Annotated in this window: 18 protein-coding genes and 1 riboswitch; of the genes, 12 read left to right on the top strand and 6 right to left on the bottom strand. The window is 44.7% G+C overall.

Translation table 11 applies throughout. The features are described 5' to 3' along the window. The first annotated feature begins 76 nt into the window (after window positions 1–76). The 7 genes from argC to AC0LWM_RS20285 all read left to right on the top strand — a co-directional run bounded on the left by argC (window position 77) and on the right by AC0LWM_RS20285 (window position 5,926). On the top strand, window positions 77–1,030 hold the full coding sequence (argC, locus tag AC0LWM_RS20315; protein WP_474676819.1) for an N-acetyl-gamma-glutamyl-phosphate reductase: 954 nt from the start codon (window positions 77–79) through the stop codon (window positions 1,028–1,030). Between the two features lie 122 nt (window positions 1,031–1,152). After that, on the top strand, window positions 1,153–2,046 hold the full coding sequence (locus tag AC0LWM_RS20310; RefSeq protein WP_474676818.1) for a GNAT family N-acetyltransferase: 894 nt from the start codon (window positions 1,153–1,155) through the stop codon (window positions 2,044–2,046). Window positions 2,047–2,064: 18 nt separating this feature from the next. Then, complete coding sequence (locus tag AC0LWM_RS20305) at window positions 2,065–2,367, top strand: Dabb family protein (protein ID WP_474676817.1); 303 nt, start codon at window positions 2,065–2,067, stop codon at window positions 2,365–2,367. Window positions 2,368–2,536: 169 nt separating this feature from the next. Beyond that, entirely contained in the window at window positions 2,537–2,977 is a 441-nt protein-coding gene (locus AC0LWM_RS20300; protein ID WP_474676816.1) for a VOC family protein, read from the top strand. 186 nt (window positions 2,978–3,163) lie between these two features. Beyond that, window positions 3,164–3,297, top strand: a riboswitch (SAM riboswitch). Between the two features lie 87 nt (window positions 3,298–3,384). After that, window positions 3,385–4,404, top strand: a complete 1,020-nt coding sequence (locus AC0LWM_RS20295; protein WP_474676815.1) for a methionine ABC transporter ATP-binding protein — start codon at window positions 3,385–3,387, stop codon at window positions 4,402–4,404. After that, window positions 4,404–5,081 (top strand): methionine ABC transporter permease, encoded by a 678-nt coding sequence (locus tag AC0LWM_RS20290; RefSeq protein ID WP_474676814.1) that lies wholly within the window; start codon window positions 4,404–4,406, stop codon window positions 5,079–5,081. Before AC0LWM_RS20295 ends, AC0LWM_RS20290 begins: the two co-directional genes overlap by 1 nt. A 41-nt stretch (window positions 5,082–5,122) precedes the next feature. Further along, window positions 5,123–5,926, top strand: coding sequence for a MetQ/NlpA family ABC transporter substrate-binding protein (locus AC0LWM_RS20285; protein WP_474676813.1), 804 nt, complete (start codon window positions 5,123–5,125; stop codon window positions 5,924–5,926). Window positions 5,927–5,995: 69 nt separating this feature from the next. On the opposite strand, the gene AC0LWM_RS20280 is transcribed toward AC0LWM_RS20285, so the two are convergent. From AC0LWM_RS20280 to AC0LWM_RS20270, 3 genes are read right to left on the bottom strand one after another with little or no spacing between them, the layout of a single operon-like run. Then, complete coding sequence (locus AC0LWM_RS20280) at window positions 5,996–7,570, bottom strand: type 2 periplasmic-binding domain-containing protein (RefSeq protein WP_474676812.1); 1,575 nt, start codon at window positions 7,568–7,570, stop codon at window positions 5,996–5,998. A gap of 22 nt (window positions 7,571–7,592) precedes the next feature. Further along, complete coding sequence (locus AC0LWM_RS20275) at window positions 7,593–8,483, bottom strand: carbohydrate ABC transporter permease (RefSeq protein WP_474676811.1); 891 nt, start codon at window positions 8,481–8,483, stop codon at window positions 7,593–7,595. 14 nt (window positions 8,484–8,497) lie between these two features. After that, on the bottom strand, window positions 8,498–9,436 hold the full coding sequence (locus AC0LWM_RS20270) for an ABC transporter permease (protein ID WP_474676810.1): 939 nt from the start codon (window positions 9,434–9,436) through the stop codon (window positions 8,498–8,500). Between the two features lie 186 nt (window positions 9,437–9,622). On the opposite strand from AC0LWM_RS20270, the gene AC0LWM_RS20265 reads away from it, so the two are divergent. Next, a complete protein-coding gene (locus AC0LWM_RS20265) occupies window positions 9,623–10,609 on the top strand; it encodes a LacI family DNA-binding transcriptional regulator (RefSeq protein ID WP_474676809.1) in 987 nt (328 codons plus the stop codon). A 134-nt stretch (window positions 10,610–10,743) separates the two neighbouring features. Beyond that, window positions 10,744–13,350 (top strand): GH116 family glycosyl-hydrolase, encoded by a 2,607-nt coding sequence (locus tag AC0LWM_RS20260; RefSeq protein ID WP_474676808.1) that lies wholly within the window; start codon window positions 10,744–10,746, stop codon window positions 13,348–13,350. A 71-nt stretch (window positions 13,351–13,421) separates the two neighbouring features. Here the strand turns inward: AC0LWM_RS20260 and AC0LWM_RS20255 are convergent, their stop codons facing one another. Next, window positions 13,422–14,621 (bottom strand): RNA polymerase sigma factor, encoded by a 1,200-nt coding sequence (locus AC0LWM_RS20255; RefSeq protein WP_474676807.1) that lies wholly within the window; start codon window positions 14,619–14,621, stop codon window positions 13,422–13,424. A 359-nt stretch (window positions 14,622–14,980) separates the two neighbouring features. Between AC0LWM_RS20255 and AC0LWM_RS20250 the strand changes: the two genes are divergently transcribed. The 3 genes from AC0LWM_RS20250 to AC0LWM_RS20240 all read left to right on the top strand — a co-directional run bounded on the left by AC0LWM_RS20250 (window position 14,981) and on the right by AC0LWM_RS20240 (window position 18,436). Next, window positions 14,981–15,994 carry a helix-turn-helix domain-containing protein gene (locus AC0LWM_RS20250; protein WP_474676806.1) on the top strand — a complete coding sequence of 338 codons (1,014 nt, stop codon included), beginning with the start codon at window positions 14,981–14,983 and terminating at the stop codon, window positions 15,992–15,994. Window positions 15,995–16,291: 297 nt separating this feature from the next. Next, complete coding sequence (locus tag AC0LWM_RS20245; protein ID WP_474676805.1) at window positions 16,292–17,173, top strand: hypothetical protein; 882 nt, start codon at window positions 16,292–16,294, stop codon at window positions 17,171–17,173. A gap of 99 nt (window positions 17,174–17,272) precedes the next feature. Continuing rightward, window positions 17,273–18,436, top strand: coding sequence for a DUF1835 domain-containing protein (locus AC0LWM_RS20240; protein ID WP_474676804.1), 1,164 nt, complete (start codon window positions 17,273–17,275; stop codon window positions 18,434–18,436). 180 nt (window positions 18,437–18,616) lie between these two features. On the opposite strand, the gene AC0LWM_RS20235 is transcribed toward AC0LWM_RS20240, so the two are convergent. Beyond that, the gene (locus AC0LWM_RS20235) at window positions 18,617–19,093 is read right to left on the bottom strand and encodes a GyrI-like domain-containing protein (protein ID WP_474676803.1); all 477 of its coding nucleotides are present in this window, start codon (window positions 19,091–19,093) and stop codon (window positions 18,617–18,619) included. A 45-nt stretch (window positions 19,094–19,138) separates the two neighbouring features. After that, entirely contained in the window at window positions 19,139–19,618 is a 480-nt protein-coding gene (locus tag AC0LWM_RS20230) for a hypothetical protein (RefSeq protein ID WP_474676802.1), read from the bottom strand. Window positions 19,619–19,714: the final 96 nt, after the last annotated feature.

The following is a 19,714-nucleotide window of genomic DNA, read 5'->3' as shown; positions in this document are numbered from 1 at the left end:
GATGGCCGGAGACAAAAAAATGGTGTATATTTATACATATTCGGGTATTTATATTCATTTCTTTGAGGAGGACGGTATGAAATATAAAGTATTTGTTGACGGACAAGAAGGTACGACAGGTTTGAAGCTATTTGAGTATCTGTCAAGACAATCGGACATTGAAGTTCTCAGGATTGACTCCGATAAAAGAAAAGATCCTGAGGAACGGAGTAAATTTCTTAATGGGGCAGACATCGTTTTTCTTTGTCTTCCCGATTCAGCTGCTAGAGAGTCCGTAGCACTTGTGAAAAGCGAAAAAACAAAAATTATAAATGCCAGCACTGCATTTAGAACCGATAAAAATTGGGTGTATGGTTTGCCTGAATTAAAAAATCAAAGAAAATTCATACGGACTGCATCGAGGGTCTCCGTTCCAGGTTGCCATGCAACCGGTTTTATCCTTACGATTCGACCGCTAATTGAAGCTGGTATTCTTCAACAAGATTATCCTGTTACGTGTTATTCCGTGACAGGCTATTCCGGAGCCGGACGAAGCGGCATAGAGGAATATGAGAATTCATCGTTAGTTGCCGCAAGAAAACTGAATGTTCCCAGACACTATGCGTTGCAACACAATCATAAGCATATACCTGAGATGGTGTTGTATTCAGGACTTCTATACGAGCCATTATTCACACCCATTAAAGCTAATTATGCACAAGGGCTAGCCATGTCAGTTCCCTTACTAAGCAGGATTTTGCCTAAAAAAGCTTCTGCGAAAAATGTACATGAAGTATTAGCAACGTATTTTGAATCGGAGCGTTTTGTACATGTGATGCCGTATGATTCAGAAGCATACCTTGATGAAGGGCACTTCGTGATTTCGGAATGTAATCATACGAACCGGCTAGAGATTTTTGTTTTTGGACAAAACGATAAGATTAACATCATCTCAAGATACGATAATTTAGGTAAAGGTGCCTCAGGTGCTGCGGTACAAAACATGAATCTCATGCTAGGATTCGACGAGGGAAACTGCTTGGAGAGCTAAATCAGGTTGCGGTGAACGTTCTCCGCTAACGGGTACGTTGATTCGAGCAGCATGTCGCGGCACAGAAACTGTGTGGTAAAATATAATCAATGAATTTACCACTAAATAGAAAGGAGACGCCCGTGGTAGAAAATCTTTTCATAGAACCCTATATCCCCGATAGGGATAAAGCGGCGATCAAAGCGATGTTGCGCGGAAACGAACAGTTTGACGACATGTTCCAAGCGAGCGAAAGAACGTTCTCTGATGGTATATCTGTGGCTCGTTACAACGGCGTGACCGTCGGTTTTCTTTCGTTTGACGGTATTAAACGAAAAGCGGAGACAACGATATTCGTCAACAAGGAATACAGACAAATGGGTATAGGCACCGCGCTGATTGCCAAGGCGGATCAATTGCTTTCCCAAAGCGAAGCAGTAGAACGTTCGATGGGCGCATGTGTAGAGGGCGACCGTTCTTCTCTGCAATTTTTATATAAAAACGGTTATTATATCAGTTATTCGTCTTATATCATGGAGCGTGAAGGCAAGCCTCTTCCTGAAAACAATATTACGGTCAGGCAATATGAAGATGATGATTATCTAGTATGTCATCAGATTTGGGAAATCGCATTTTACAAAATGCATGAGCATGTGGGTATTCTGCCATCGTATTATTTCCCTCCGAATGAGAGGGAGCGGAAGCGTTTTGCGGAAGACAAAAACAATCGATTCGTGATGCTTGTCGACGGTGAAATCGTGGCAGTCGGAATCATTGACGGGAATGAACTAAGTCATGTCTCCGTTCGCCCTGATGTTCAATCGCGTGGATACGGCAGAGCTTTTGTTTCATTTCTTGTCAATGAAATGATGCGTCGGGGCGAAACAATCGTGAAGCTCGGGGTGGTCAAAGGCAATCCTGCGAAAACATTGTATGAGCGTCTTGGTTTCAAAGAGAAATCCTTAACCCATTGGCTAACAAAATACTATAAACCGGACACCCGGTTGAGCAGACCGCCAAGCGAATATTTATCATAAAAAAGGAGTCGTTAAGCGATGTACGAACATCTCGTCGTATTCAAGTTCAATACGAACGTCACCCCCGCCAAACAACAGGAGCTGCTGGATCAATTGCTCGCGTTCCGGGGACGTATTCCCGGAATTTTGGATATAAGTGCAGGGATTAATGCAACGGAAGAAGTCGAGAATATTCACGGCTATTCGCTCGGATTACGGGTTACGTTCGAAGATCTTGCCTCGCTTCGTTCATACGGGCCGCACCCCGTCCATCAGGAATTTGTGAAATCGTTGGACGGTATACTGGAAAACGTGATAGTCGTTGATTACCCCAAAGTTTGATTCGATACAGAAGGGCTGCCGCGTGCAGCCCTTCGCTTCGCTAACGGGCAAACCTCAAAGGATTAGGCTGTTCATAAAAAGGCAGGATTGTGGAATTATTTAACGAATTGAAAACACAAGTGATAATTTAGTAATTCATAACGAATATTAGAACAGGAGAATGTAGAAAATGCCGAGCAAAAAAACGGATGCTGCGGATGTGAGCGGTTACTGTTGCATGAGATTTCCAGTCACGGATTTGAAAAAGTCGGTGGATTTTTATTGCGATGTGTTGGGTTATGAATTGATTTCAGCAGATTATTCGTTCGGAGAGGCACATGTTGCATTGAAAAATGGAAACGGTCCGGGTATTTTTTTAATGGAAACCAGACCGGAAGATGTCACGCAATTGAAGTTTGTATTCCCTCGTTCATTCTTTATCACAAACAGCACGGGACATGTGACGATGGTTGAGCTGTTAACGAAGGATTTGCTTGCTTTGCATGAACGGATGAAACAAGCCGGAGCCCATATTGATAAAGAACCTGTATTTACGAATGATTTCGGTTATTTCACCTTTTATGATCCGGACGGGCACTATTTTCGGGCGGTCGAAGAAAGGGGCATGTGAAAAAGCTAGTGTTGAACAGCAAAAGTTCCTCAGCTCCATCATCTCGGAAATTCGAGGCTCTTAGAGCGTTCGAATAGATCGAAATGATGCAGCGTAATAAGCATCATCGCAACATTCAAAATATTTCCATTTGACTTCTGTTATGATCAACACTATACTCAATTTAAATTGAATACAAACGATACTTTCTTATCGAGAGCGGCGGAGGGACAGGCCCTGTGAAGCCCGGCAACCGATTCTAGATCCAGCGAATATGTGGATTTGGAGTGTCATGGTGCTAAATCCTTCAGAATTCATGTCAGAATTCTGGTAGATGAGAAGAGGACGATGATGACTTGTCAGCCCTTTTCCGTTGTGCCGGAAAAGGGCTTTTGCAATAGCCCGATTAGAAACGAGAGGGGACAATCATGATACAGCTTAAACAACTGTCAAAGACCTACGGCCATAAACATAAACAGACCGTGGCGCTTACAGATGTCGATGTCACGATTGATCGAGGCGAAATCTTCGGGATTATCGGACATTCGGGCGCGGGCAAGAGTACCTTGCTGCGCAGCATCAATATGCTGGAACGCCCAACGACAGGAGAAGTATGGATTGGCGACACCAATCTCACCGCTTTGTCCGAGGCAGAGCTGCAGGGAGCGCGTCGGAAGATCGGGATGATCTTTCAGCATTTTAACTTATTGTCGTCAGCCACGGTCTTCGATAATATCGCGTTTCCACTGCGGTTAGTCCGGACACCAAAAGCGGAAATCGAAGAGAAAGTGGGCAAGCTGTTGCAGCTTGTCGGCCTGGAAGAACACCGCAACAAATATCCATCTCAGCTGTCCGGCGGACAGAAGCAGCGTGTAGGTATCGCTCGTGCGCTTGCGAATGATCCCGAGGTGTTATTATGCGATGAGGCTACTTCCGCACTGGATCCGCAGACGACCCAATCCATCCTACGGCTGCTGCTTGATATTAATAAGCAATTCGGGATTACGATTGTTCTCATTACCCATGAGATGCACGTCATTCAGACGATTTGCGATAAGGTAGCGGTGATACATGATGGACGCATCGTAGAACAAGGTCCTGTGACTGAGGTATTCTTGAAGCCGCAGCATGCAGTAACGCGAGAATTCATCCGGGAAGAGAACGAAAGCGCAGAGCTGCTGGACCGCATAATCGCTTCGCTACCGTCGAACGATCATACGGAGGTAGTGAAGATCAACTTCCTAGGAACATCGACGTACCAGCCTATCCTATCCGAAGTGGTGCAGGCAACAGGCGTTTCCTTTGCCATCCTGCAGGGGACGATCGCTACCATGAAGGACGTCCCTTATGGCCAGCTCATCGTGCGGTTTGAAGGGGCTAAAGAAGCGATTGCCAAGACGCATGAGCTGCTGCGTCCACAGGTTCATGAGATGGAGGTGATCGGATAATGCTCTTATCTACGGGGTTTGATTTCTCGAAAATTTATTGGTCCGAAATATGGACGGCAACATGGGATACTTTGCGAATGTTGCTCTTCTCAGGTCTGTTTACATTGATTATCGGCCTTCCGATCGGGATCTTGCTGTTCATGACGGCAAGAGGAAATTCGGCTTGGAGCCGGATGCTCTATCGGGTGATTTCGTTCATCGTCAATATTTTACGTTCCGTACCTTTCGTCATTCTGATGATCTCGGTCATCCCTTTGACGAAATTAATTGTTGGGGTTTCGATCGGTGTCATTGGCTCCATTCCGCCGCTTGTGCTCGCAGCGGCTCCGTTCTTCGCCAGACTCGTGGAGACCTCGCTTCGTGAAGTGGATCGCGGGGTGATCGAAGCGGCTGAAGCGATGGGAGCTACAAAAGGACAGATCGTGAGCAAAGTATTACTGCCGGAATCCATGCCGAGTCTGATTGCGGGCATCACCATCACGATTGTAACGTTAGTCTCCTACACGGCGATGTCCGGATTGATTGGGGGCGGCGGTCTTGGGGATTTGGCCATTCGATACGGTTACCAAAGGTATGAGATCGAGGTCATGATCGTTGCCGTCATCTTAATGATTGTGATCGTTCAGCTCATCCAAGTGCTTGGCGATCGTCTAGTCCAGCGGTTTTCTAGAAAATAATATAGATTCAACAAATTCACACGATCATGGGGGAACTACAAATGAAGAAATGGTTAATCACATTAACAGCAGTTATCGTCATTGCACTGACAGCAGCGGGTTGTGGCAACAGCAGCAGTAAGGATAGTAACAAATTAGTCGTCGGAGCCTCCGCGGTACCGCACGCTGAAATTCTGAACTTCGTGAAGCCGATCTTGGAGAAAGAAGGCGTTACGCTTGAAGTGAAGGAATTTACGGATTACGTACAGCCGAACGTACAAGTGTTCGAGAAGCAGCTTGATGCGAACTTCTTCCAGCATCAGCCGTACTTGGATCAAATGAATAAAGATCGTAATATGAACCTTGTTAGTGTCGTTGGTGTCCATCTTGAGCCGTTAGCCGCCTATTCCAAAAAGATCAAATCCGTCGATGAATTAAAAGACGGTGCGACGGTTGCGATTCCGAACGATGCTTCGAATAGCACACGCGCATTGTTGTTATTGCAGAAGCAAGGTCTTCTTGAGTTAGCCGAAGGTAAAGGTACAGATGCGACGATTCGTGATATTACCAAAAACCCGAAAAATTTAAAAATCCAAGAGCTTGAAGCCGCAATGCTACCTCGTGTGCTTGACGAATTCGATGCTGCGATTATTAACACGAACTATGCGCTGCAAGCAGATCTGTCACCGACGAAAGATTCGCTCTTTATCGAAGGAACGGACTCCCCTTACACGAATATCCTTGTTGCTCGTCCGGACAACAAAGACTCCGATGCGATGAAGAAGCTGGCAGCAGCCCTTCATTCGCCGGAACTGAAAAAATTCATTGCAGAGAAATACGGTGAAGCGGTATTGCCGGCATTTTAAATCATACGAAATGAAAGAAGCTGACATCTGTTCATACAGGTGTCAGCTTTTTTTCGTAAAAGGCGCTTACTATTTTGCAGCTGCTTCTTCTTCAAGAACACTTCCGCCTGCAGCTCTCCAGCTTTCGACGAATGTGTCGAAGTAATCAATGGATTTTTTACCAGTTATCATATCTACATATGCTTCTGATCTAATTTTGTCAATTTCCGCTTGATATTTTGCGCTTGATGGCAAGGGTAAGATGATTTCATTCATAATACCGTCACTTTGAAGTGTTCCAAGCGATTTGCCCCAAGCGTATTCACGGTTGACTTTCTCAATGATTGACGGCAGCCAAATTGCATTATTGAATGTTGCTCCGGCGCCGATTTTAGTGATTTCATTCCAATCGGAGTAAGGCGCCACCGCCTCAGGGTATCCGTCTTTCATGTTGTAATGCACGCCCTCTTTGCCGTAACGAGTTAGCATATAACCTTCATAAGTAGATGAGGAGTAATCCAGGATGCTTAAGATACGAGCCCGCTTGTCCAGATCTTTCTCCACTTGCTTACCGAATACGATAAATCTGCCTTGAAGCGAATTCCTCATATTAAGACCTTTCTTACCGTCCGGACCTGCGACAGGTTTGCCGTAGACAAGCTTATCAACAGCATTCGGAATTGTTTTTCTCAACTCCATAATGTTAGAACCTTCTCGATCGCCAGGTGTTTTTGCCGGTTTCCAGTACAGATATTCCGGGTAGCTGGTTACGCCAATAATACCGTTAACAAAATCAGTGGCGATAGACCAGTCTCCGCCCTTATTCTCGCCATTGATAAATTCCGGCGTAAGCACACCGTCCTTGTACCACTTGGCTAAAACTTTCAAAGCTTCTTTCATTTCAGGCTGAACAGCGCCGTAAACGAGCTTTCCATCCTTTCTTGACCATGAAGTCGGAAGATAACCGTATGCGCCGTAAACGGTTTGCATCATGGATTCAGACAAACCATAGGTATCTTTTTTACCATTCTGGTTGGGGTCATTGTTTGTGAATTTATACATTGCATCTTCAAACTCAGATAATGTTTCCGGCACCTTTGTGATGCCTACATTTTCAAGCCAATCCCCTCTCCAAACAACGAGCGGCCTAAAGTTTCCGCTTTCCGGGTTCGGTACAACGAGTCCATAGTTTTTGTCATCAACCTTCGTCAAATCCATATAGGTTGGCACTTCAGTTTGATAAGCTTTGTATAAATTGGGGGCATATTTTTCAATGTTTTCATATGGAATTTGGCTTACAATTTCATCGTCAATGTACTTTTGGAATTTGGAGAAACCAAGCGGAAAGACATCGGGAACTTCTCCAGCTGCGATTTTGACGTCAAAGGCTGCTGAATCACTAGCATCGATCATTTCAATTTCAACGTTGAATTTCTTTTCAATTTCTTTGACAATTTCACCGTTTTTATCAACAGGATCGGACCAACCCACCCAAGAAATTTTAATTTTCTTGTCAAGGTTTGGAGTAGCGGATTCTGACGAATTTGATGCTTCGGCGTTGGCCTCTGTTTTTTCTTCATTGTTACCGCAAGCTGTGAACGATGCGAGCATTGCAGCGCAAAGAATAAGTACCATGCTCTTTTTTAATGTCACAAAACTTTTCATACGTTTTTCCTCCCTTGATTTTTTATCCCTTTAAAGAACCAACCATAATCCCTTTAACGAAATACTTTTGTAAAAAAGGATAAATGGCGATGACGGGTAACGAAGTGATCATGATCGTCGCAGCCTTTATTGTTGTTGGATTAACGGTGCCGGAAAGTGTTGTGGAGGTTGACCCGGCTTCCAAACTTACATCTCCCTTTTGAATAATGTTTCGCATAACAACTTGCAATACTTGCTTCTCGGGGGACGTTGAATAGAGCAGCGAGTCAAACCATGCATTCCAGTGTCCGACAATCGACCACAGCGCAACTGTCGCAAGAATCGGAGTAATCATTGGCGCAATGATTTTATAAAGAATCGTAAATTCACCCGCACCGTCTATTTTTGCTGACTCCTCGATACTATCAGGAAGTGACATGATATAATTTCGAATCAGGATCATGGAGAAAGCAGGAACCAGATTCGGAAGAACCAGCGCCCATATGGAGTTCATGAGATGCAATTCTTTCATGAGTATGTAGGTTGGAATTAGCCCTCCGCTAAAAAACATCGTAAATACAATGATTCCGGTCCAAAAATTCCTCAAGGGAAGATATTTTTTGGCAAGCGGGTAAGCAGTGAGTAGACAAAAAAATAGTTCCAGCGCTGTTCCAAGGACAACCCGCATAATCGAATTCATAAAACCGGTTTTTATATATCCGTAGCTTAAAACGCTTTCATAATTAGCAAGCGAAAACTCAGGAGGGATCAAGTAGATTTTCGTTAAGGAGATATTCCCACTACTTAAAGAAAGGGAGAGCAGATACAAGAATGGATACATTGTAGTAAAGCATAATAAAATCATGAATACTACATTGAAAGAATCAAAGACATGCTCTCCGATGCTTTTCTTTATTCGGATCGAACTGTTCATTGTGCCACACCCCCTTACCAAATTCCGTAATCGCTGAATTTCCTCGCAAAATAGTTTGCAGCGAAGACCATGATCAAAGATACAATATTCGTAAACAGCCCCACCGCCGTAGCAAAACTATAATCCATGCTTTCTATTCCATATCGATAGGTATAGGTACCAAGCACATCGCCAACTTTATATACAGCTGGAGAATAGAGGTTGAAAATCTGATCAAAATCGTCTGCAACGATGCCGCCAACAGCAAAAATGAACATAATGGTGACAATCGGCATGATTGCCGGAATGGTAATATGCCAGGCAAGCTGGAGTCGATTGCAGCCATCAAGACTACCTGCTTCATACAATTCGGAGTTGGTCCCCGCAATCGCCGCAAGGTAAACGATAGAGCTCCAACCAATGCTTTTCCAAATGCCCGTAGCAACCAGCGTGCTCACAAACCAATCATTGTCGCCTAAGAAATATATAGGCTTCATCCCTAATTCTTTGATTAAAATATTTAACGGACCTGTAGTTGGTGAAAGTAATTGAAGGAATAGACCGCCAAGGATTACCCATGAAACGAAGTGTGGAAGATAACTGATGGTTTGAACCGCTTTTTTGAATTTAACCATTCGGAGCTCATTTAAGAGTAAGGCGAAAATAATCGGAGCAGGAAAGCCGAAAATAAGTTTAAGCGTACTTATTTGTATTGTGTTCATAAAAACTTCTTTGAAGCTCGGGCGAGCAAATAAGTCGTAAAAATGCTGCAGCCCTACCCACGTACTCCCCGTAATCCCTTTGTTGAACTTAAAATCTCTGAACGCAATTTGAATTCCGTACATTGGCGCATACTTAAAAATTAAAAAGAAGAGTATGCCGGGCAAAATCATAAGTAAAAGATTTCTGTGCTTGATGCATTCGGCAAGCAGCCCTTTCTTTCTGTTATGATCACCTGCGTTACCAAGTTTCAAGTCGAACACCAACTTTCCAAATGATCACCGTTCACGTGAACGACTACAGTGTAACATGACGTTCGATATTCGTAAATACTTTTTTCGTTCACGTGAACGACTCTTATTTCCTTTTACTTTGCACGCTGAATAATGGTATGATAGCATGCAGAATGGAATACAATATGATGTTCAAAGGTGAAACGAATGAATATTACAAGCAAAGAAATTGCAGAAATATGCGGCGTTTCCAGAGGAACCGTTGACCGGGCGTTGAATAACCGTCCGGGAGTGAACGAAGCTACCAAGCAAAAAATTCTGGATACGGCCCAACAGTTGGGCTACCGGCCCCATTTTCTCGCCCAAAGCCTCGTTAAGGGCAAAACGATGTCGATCGGGGCTGTCATCTTCGACATTGATAACCAGCTGTTTCCGCAACTGATCAATGCCGTCGAATCGCGGGCAAGGGAAGCGGGCTACTTCATCAATCTGACGCTCACGCGCAAAAATCCGGACATCGAACGGGAATGCCTGAATCATTTGGCGGATCGGAAGGTGGACGGCATTATTTTGATATCGGTAAACACGGGTTCGGCCTTCGAGCAATATATTCAGCGATTGAATATTCCTGTCGTCACATTCGGCAACCGGGTGTCCAAAACTGTGCCGTACGTATGGATCGACGACCGGAAAGCCGTCCGCGACGCGATTGCTATGCTCGCAGCCAAAAACTACGAGGAAATCATTTACGTCAGCCCCCCCTTATCACTTCGCGGCAAAACGAACGTTTATGCCGTGGAACAACGGTTCGCGGGCTTCCAGGATGCGCTGAAGAAGGCCAACCATCTCCAATCTCATGTCATCGACCATAAAGGGTACATCGAAGAGATCGACAATCTCCTTGCGCAGGGCGGTAAACGAAAAGCCATCTTCTGCACAAGCGATAAATACGCGCTGAAAATTTGGCTCCATTTGAAGGAAAAAGGGATTCGCGTGCCGGAGGATGTCGGACTGATGGGCTTCGACAATATCGAAACGCTCAAATATATTTCCCCTGCCTTGTCGACGATATCGTATTCCTTGGAAGCAATCGGCAATCGGATCATTGACTGCCTGATCGGACAAATCGAAGGTCGGCAAGTGCCGCTGACAACGCTCGTTGATCATCAGATTATCGCAGGGGAATCGTGTTGATGTCTAGCCGGATAAACTTAGCAATAGGCGTGCACGTGAACGAAATAAGTTTACAACATTTTTACCCTATGCTAAGATAGTGTCGTTCACGTGAACGGAATACAATTTCCTGTTCAAAAAGGAGACATGCGGCTATGAGCAGATTTATTTATGAAGGGGTCAAAACGAAAGAAATTTCGTTTCCGCTCGGAGGCATTGGAACAGGCAGTATCGGTCTTGCCGGAAACGGCCGGTTGATTGACTGGGAAATATTCAACAGGCCGAACAAGCAAAGCGAGAACGGGTTCAGCTTTTTTGCGGTGAAAGCCGAAGCGGACGGCGAACTTCTCGACGCCCGCGTGCTGAACGGCGATCTTTATCCCTCTTACATCGGCAACATTCAAACGAGGAAGCACGGCGGCTTCGGTTTCGGGCCCAATCGGGCGACCATGGCGGGCGTCCCGCATTTTCAGCATACCCGCTTTATCGGCGAATTTCCGTTTGCCCAACTGCAAGCGACCGACGACAATTTCCCGGGCGCGGTAGAGCTTACGGCGTTTAATCCGTTCATTCCGCTTAACGATAAAGATTCAAGCATCCCCGGCGCATTTTTTGACATTGCGCTGCATAATACAACCGACCGGACGATTACGTATACGGTCAATCTTTCGCTGACGAACCCGATGCAAGACCATAAACGTTACCACCGTTATGCGAAAAAAGGCAAAATTCAACTGATCAAACTGTCGTCCCGCGGCCATGATTTCAACGCTCCCGAATTCGGCGACTTGTCCATTGCAACGGATGCGGATGACGTCAGCTATCAGGAGTATTGGTACCGCGGCGGCTGGTGCGACAATCTGGAGATTTTTTGGAAGGACTTCACCGAGGCGGCCAAATATACAAACCGCACTTATGACCCAGCCGAGACGAAAGGCAATGGCGAGGACGTCTGCTCCCTGGCCGCGCATTTCGTGCTGAAGCCGGGCGAGAGCAATAACGTTCGATTCGTGATCACCTGGAGCTTCCCGAACTGCCACAATTATTGGAATCCGGAATCTTGCGGCTGCAACGACGACACTTGCAAGCCGTCACAACCCGCGACGTGGAAAAATTATTACGCCACGCTGTTTTCCGATTCCACCCAAAGCGCTATGTATTCGTTGGAGCATTGGGGGCGGCTGTACGGCGAAACGAAGCTGTTCCAAGATGCACTGTTCTCGTCCACCCTGCCTCCCGCCGCGCTCGACGCCGTTTCGGCAAACATTTCGATCCTGAAATCGCCGACCTGCCTGAGGCTGCCGGACGGTTCGTTCTACGGCTTCGAAGGCTGCATTTGCAACGAAGGCTGCTGTGAAGGCTCCTGCACTCACGTATGGAACTACGCCTATGCGCTGCCGTTTCTATTCCCGAAGCTGGAACGATCCATGCGCAGCCTGGATTACGCCTACAACTTCCGGGACGACGGCAAAATGGCGTTTCGTCTGCAGCTTCCGCTCGGCAGATTGACATCGGGCTTCCGGGCGTGCGCGGACGGCCAGTTCGGCGGCGTGATCAAAACGTACCGCGATTGGAAAATATCCGGCGATACCGATTGGTTGAAATCGATTTGGCCGGCCGTCCAAAAGTCGATCGAATTCGCCTGGGCCGATACGAACGAAGACCGCTGGGACGCCGACCGGGACGGCGTGCTGGAGGGCAGGCAGCACCATACCCTCGATATGGAGCTGTACGGACCAAACGCCTGGCTGAACGGTTTTTATCTCGCCGCGCTTAAAGCAGGCGCTGAAATGGCCCGTCATTTGGGGGAAACGGAGGCGGCGGAACAGTACTTGACGCTTTTTGCCAAAGGGAAAGCATGGACGGATAAACATTTGTTTAACGGCAATTATTATGTCCAAACCGTCGATTTGAAGGATCGGTCCGTTCTGGAGAAGTACGACGAGAGCGCCGTTAGGGATTATTGGAACGACGAAGCGAAGGAAATTAAATATCAGGTCGCGGACGGCTGTGTTATCGATCAGGTGTTGGCCCAGTGGCATGCTAACCTGTGCGGTTTGGGCGAGATTTTCGATCCGGAGCAGACCCGGAAGTCGCTCGCATCCATCTACCGCCACAATTTCAAAAAAAGCATGCGAAACATATTCAACCCATGGCGCTTGTACAGCTTGAACGACGAGGCCGGGCTAATGATTTGCACATGGCCGGAAGGCACCGCGAGACCGACCGTCCCGCTCACCTATTCGACGGAAACGATGAACGGCTTCGAATATCAGGCGGCGATTCATATGATTCAGGAAGGAATGGTCGCCGAGGGCATGGAGATCGTCGAAGCGATCCGCGGCCGGTACGACGGAGAACGGCGAAATCCGTGGAACGAATTCGAATGCGGAAGCAACTATGCACGATCGATGGCCAGCTATGCGCTGCTGCTTGCTTTCAGCGGATTCGAATATGATATGACGGAGAGAAGGATCGGCTTCCATCCTATTACCGGGGAGGGGGATTTCCGCTGCTTCTGGTCACTGGATTCAGGCTGGGGAACCTTCGTGCGGAAGAACGGCCGGATCGAACTGAACGTGCTTTACGGGGAACTGGAATTAGGTTACCTGAACTTGCCGTTTATGAAAGGGCAGAACGTCAACGGGATTTCGTTGAACGGCACGGAAGTCCTTGACTGTAACTGGCAAGAAGAGGTGTTCGCGTTCTCTTCAAACGTTCGGATGAATGCCGGGCATTCGTTGGTTATTAAGTTCGAGTAGTTGCTTCGCGGTTATTCGACTATGTGGAAATTTTGAAGGCACCCACCAGGGGTGCCTTCTTTATTCAGAAATCACGCGCCCAACTGGATTCTTAAATTTGTTTCCCATTGCTTATGAACCTCCTGGGCGGAACAAGAGAAGGCGCCTTCAAAATCGTCCGGCGTTCTAATGATCTGATTAAGAACTTCCGACCCGTATTTTTGTAGAATAAACTCGCAAAGGAGGTAGGAGAACTGAAAGCCTTTCATTTTCTCGAAATCCCATGTGTTATTTTCCAGATCCGAAAACGTTGGGATATCTCCTCGTTGAACTAACTCCAAAATCGACTCATTTATATATTCTCTTGTCATTAATCCGGCTTCATAACCGCCTATCCCTTGATATAGCCACTTTGGAGCTGAGGGATTTATATCCTTCACTAACCACATTGTAAAGAGGTGCACGGTCGATTTTAGAATGGATTGATAAGTGTGCTCTGGGCCTGGGTTTAGAGGGGAGGTGATTTTTATCGTATCCGCTTCAACCATGCCCATAAACCAATAAGGAGCGTCAGGTTCGTTTACTGCTTGATGAAATGAGTTAAGATCCGGATAAATCCCAATGGTTATTTTTTTTGACGGATGATGCTTTAACTTTGAACAAATTCGATCAACGTTACTTCTTAGATGTTCGATGATATCTTGATAAATCTTATTATCTGTTGTGGTGTTATTTGTTGATCCGACATCTTTACTGACAAAAGATATAGAATCTAGAATTGACATTATTTTTTGAGCCTCCCAATCATCAAGTTCGTTTCTTAACTTTGCTAATGCCCGATATAATCGATTTTTTACTGCACTGAGCCGCATCCCAACGATCTCGGATACTTCTTTAAATGTGCACCCTACATCATAATGCAGTGAGATTATTTCGCGGTCGAGCTTGCTAAGTTTAAGCAGCGCCGCAGTTACATCAATTCGTAATTCAACATTTTTTGTGAACTCAATCGTAATAAATCGGTTTTCCATGTCCACCGTATCGATCGAAGTTTCCGAGTTTCGGTGCCTTTTTCTAAATTCATTTTTTAATGTGTTATAAGCGATATTGCTTATCCAAGTGAATACACTTGAATCTCCCCGAAAAGTGTGCCAGTTTTCCATAGCTTTAACAAATGCTAACTGAGTAACGTCCTCTGCTGTCTGGTTATCGACCTTCAGGGAGAGGAACCGGTGGATTTTTTTATAATATTGCTCATAGATTTTATCGAATTTGTCATTGGGCCCAGACACATGTGAACCTCCTTTGTCTCCACATATGATTAGACACCAATAAGTTGTAAATAGCCACAAAAACTAAAAAAATAACCGGGGGCATAGGGCATACTGCCGTAGCAGAGGCTCCCTATTCAACGAACTCATGCGAAATCTTCACAATAGCAAAATACCCCGTTGTGGGATTCCGAAACTTTGGCCCGTATCCAGGCTTTCTGGACATTTTTCTATAACGGTTTTTTTATACTGCACTATCCAAAACTCGAACGGTTGAGACAAATCAAAAAATGCGCTAGTGTGCTTATTATTTTATTGTGATTTAATTAAATCATAGATCAAATGTCGAACTATCAACAAATAATTGGAGGTAAGATGCGTTGAATGGGATTGGTGAGAGACTAAAGGAATTACGCAAGAAAAATGGTCTGACTCAAGAAAGGCTCGCAGAAAGTTTAGGTATTTCCTACCAAGCGGTGAGTAAATGGGAAACCGGTGCCGCATCACCTGACCTGTCACTTATTATTCCATTGGCAAAACTGTTTCATATCAGCACGGATGAGCTTTTAGGATATACGGCGGATCGCCGCGCGGATCTGGAAGAGCAGTGGCAACAAGCATTGCGGCACGGTGTGCACGAAACACTCAAAATATCCGAGGCTGCATTGAAGGAATATCCGCATGACGAAACCTTTTTATATAGACGCGCCTGTGATGAGTTATTTTGTGCTGAAGAAACAACGGATGAGGCACAGAAACGGGAGTATTTAGAACGTTCGGTCAGGCATTTCAAGGAACTCATTGACGAATATCCCGATTTCAACCCTGTTGGTATGCTTGTCCAGGCGCTCTCTAAGCTCGGACGGTATGAAGAAGCATTATCATATGTTCAAACTCTAAAGGATCCCCAAGAAAGGAATTTTGCGCTCGAATATTGTCTGACGGGGGAAGAACTGCTCAAGCATCGCCAAGAGATGCTCAATCAAGCTACGCATGAGTTTATCCACAAGATGATCCACTATGAAAGTTATGCTAATCTTCAGATAGCAGAGGATATTATCAACCTGATTTTTAGTGACGGTAATTATCTTGACTATTATTCCCCCTTAACGGTTATCTACTTTCGTTGGGCAAAGCTCCTTGTCGCTGAAAATCGTTATGACGAGGCGGTGGAATCACTGCGAAAATCAATCCAATACGTCATGCAGTACAGAAAGCTTAAAGGAACAGGAAATCCTCCTTATACTACGCCAATTTTCGACAGATTGGTATTCGATACATCTGATTCTCCATCCCTACATGAACATAATCTCTGGCAACTTGAATCAAAAGAGTTTGATGTGCTTCGTGACAGAGAGGATTTTATCGCACTGACAAAGATGAGGGAACACTAACGCCATATGGACAGGCACCTTCGGAACAAAAAGATTGAATGAACTGATCTTTGTCGGAAAGTAATAGGATTAAAGCCAGCGGCGGGAATGTCTGAATTTCGCTCAACTATTCCAGCTAACGGGCAGGATTGCGTTAATATGTGGTATATTTGGTTAATGAAGTGCAATTTCAAGGAGGGCTGCTGATTGTTTTATGTGGTAAGGCACGGTCAAACAGATCTAAACAGAGAAGGAAAGCTCAGGGCAGAATGGGTTTACCCCTAAAGAATATATACAATGATTTTGGAGAGGGGAATAATGGGAACTACGATTCATTATGAAGGTATAGCTAAAAAAGATAATGTAGTTGAGTTATTACGCTACGTAGAAGATTACGCTAGGAGTAATGAGTGGATTATTAACAATAGCGACAACAATTCAATTATGGTTTCACCACATCCAGATAGCGAATCTATCGCTATACAGTTGAATAAAAACCAAGAGTTTTCTGGTTTTGTTAAAACTGGTTTTGCCCCAACAGAGATCCACATACAAGTTGTTAAATTATTTTATAAAATTAAGCCAATGCTGAAGCATCTATCTATTGAAGATGAAAGTGGATATTGGCTCGAATATAACGGAAAAGTTTCTGAACATTCTACCACAGAGCTTAAAGAGTTTCCGAAATTAGATGAGACAGATGTTGTAAAGTCAGAACTCATTCAACTTCCTATTTACGCATCGGAGCTTGATCACAATTTTTGGAACTCAAACCCCAATTATATAAAACCATTTATGAATGTCTCTGCAGTGCGTAATAGAATGGGATCCGACTTATTGAACGGAAAATATATTTTAACTGCTAAGGAGATAGGGAGTATCTTAGAAAGCGAGGGTTTTACTGTTAAGGAAGGAGATTGGAAAAACGAAATTTTTTATCTCATAAACCTGGCAACATTATGGGCTTGGAAACGTTCAACTGGATTGAAAGATACAAAGATGAAGAGAAATAAAAGTATAGCTTTTGCTTGGGCAGTAGCTCAAGGTTGCCATGGGTTTGGTGGAGGCTTTTTGAACCAAACACACCGGCGTGTACATATTGCCATAGATAACCTAGAGCAAAAAGAAGGAGAAGTAAGCCCAATAAGAAGTTTAGAGTTATTATATAGCCTTTTTGATTTTGTGGGCTTAAGATCATAATGTTCGTTGCTACGCTAACGGATACGAGAGCAAAGCGATGAAACCGATCCATCGCTTTCGTTGCGTTAAAAATATTAAACGAGAGGCAGGTCACAGCTTATGGAAAAGCACTTAGAAATAAGGAAGGCAATCAATAGACTTTCACTGCAAGAAGCGAAACAGCTTATTACGACCATCAAGTTACAACTGGATATGGTTGAAAGGGACAGTAATGCAAAAATAGATCTGTGCAAAAACTTGAAGGACTTATACGAGAAGCTGCTAGTTCCTAATAATCGGATCTCGATATGGGAACCGAATGATGCTGCCACGAAAGTGCATATTGTTTTTGGTGATTCTTTTGCCGGGAGTTTGAAATATGTCATAAGGCAACTGGGAATTGAGAATACAAACAAGATGGTAAGTTTTCGAGATCAATTTTCTTTTGGACCTCTATGGCGGCTTCATGAGGAAGCTGGAAGAGCGCATAGAGTTGAGTGGTTCAGAGACCACATCAACAATGAGGTCGATGATGATGATGATTACGATACCTACCATCAAAGAATAATGGAGCACATAGACCATATTCCAGCTGAAGCATCCATTGTGATATGGAGCGGGAATAATGCCCACGAACAGATAGGGTTGCGGTATGCACTTTATTTGCTAAGGAAAAAACAAAATGAAATATTTGTTTTTAATGCTGTGGAAGCTTGCGAAAGAAGGTTTAATATTTCCGATCAACATATCAAATACGCGGGCCAAATCCCTCCGGAAAAACTTCAGAATGTTTTCGGGGAAATCGAGGACAACGGNGAAGCTTGCGAAAGAAGGTTTAATATTTCCGATCAACATATCAAATACGCGGGCCAAATCCCTCCGGAAAAACTTCAGAATGTTTTCGGGGAAATCGAGGACAACGGATCAATAGATTTCGAAACTAAAAAGTTAATGGAGCATGAATGGTTATCGCTTGCTAATCATCATAACGTGTTGCGTATTTGGGATGGAGAAAGGATCCAAAACGTCGATGAGAATTATTTCGATTCCTATTTGCTGAAGACTATAGAGAAGCTACATGCCGACAGGTCGAATCGTGACTTTATTAAGGCTGCAAGAGTAATCGGCGAAGCGCTCGGACACTGCGATTATCACGTTGTTGATAGCTATTTTGAATACCGACTGAGACAGCTTATTTATAATCAGTCCTTGGAAATCAAAGGTGTACCAAGAGGGATGAGGTTTTACAGCGTAAGGCGTATCTTCAATACTTCGTTAAGCTAACGGGTACAGATAGTTCGGAACAAAAAACGGCAGTCGATCAGAAGAATCAACTGTCGTTTTTATTAAAGTTGTATCCACAGAAAGAGGCCGCCCTGTTCATGGGCAGCCTTCTTGGCTTGCTATAAGAGTTATCTTTGGAGAAATATGTCGTTTACAGTGAGTTTCTTCTTGCCCACCCTACTATTTTTTTACCACAGGAACCCAAAATTCGCCGTAGAAAGTGCCGTCGCCGTTTTCTTTGCGATAAGTCGCATTTGGACCGCCGATATAAGCATAGTCCGTGATTTGTGCCAAGACTTCGCCAAAAGCGCGGTAAGTCAACTGATCAAACAAAGTTTCCTTGTCGCCAGTTCCTGCGACCACGATGTACTCGCTCTCTGGAAACTCGATGATGCGTGTAGCGTCAGCCACCGATTTGCTAGCTTCTACCGCGAAATAATTCCACGGTCTGCCTTGATAAACCTCGTTGACTGACCATTCGCGATCATCTTTTGCGGCCGCTTTGAGCTTATCAAAACGCCCGTCAGCCTTGAGTCCTCCCCAAAACTCTGCTTTTTCCTTTTGCAAAGCTGGAGCGTCTTGGAAATTGGATTGAATTGAAAAACCATAAGCGGTCAATGTAAATGATTTTTTTTGTTCAACTGTGTAATTTGTCATGGGAGTGCTCCTTTATCCAGGTTTAAGCGGTGTATAGGACTGAGATTAGCCTACTACTTTTTTTGCACGAAGCCACATTTCGCCGTAGAATTTACCGTCTTCAGCTGCTTTGACAAATGTTGAGTTACCAGGACCAACGTATTTGTAGTCTGTGATTTCTTGTAGCAGGCCACCAAAAACTTTGCCTGTTATTTCGTCAGCAAGGCGGTCTTTGTCAGCGCCTGTGCCAGGCACCACGAGGTAGTCCCCGGCGAGGAAGTCGAGGACGACCGCGCCTTCCACGTCGTATGCACCCATCACGCCGAAGCCGCGCCAAGCCTTGCCGTCGATGACGTAGTTGATTTGATATTCCTGCCCGTCAGCGAGCGCGAGAAGTTCGGCAAGCTTGCCGTTTTCAGTGATTTCAGCTTTTTTCGCTGCTGTTTTTGCTGCATTACCTGCCCAATCATTGTAGTCTTCAAGTAAAACACCATAAGCAGTCATTTTGTAGTTTTCCGAGATTGTTTGGATAGAGTAGTTAGACATTTTGTTATCTCCTTTGTGGATTATTCTTTACAAGATTGATACTATTCGCTAAATGTATCAAAAAACGATACTTTTTATTGAATATCAAAAAAGTAA

The sequence above is a fragment of the Paenibacillus sp. sgz302148 genome (assembly GCF_056120465.1).
This window is presented reverse-complemented; position numbering and strand designations above follow the sequence as displayed.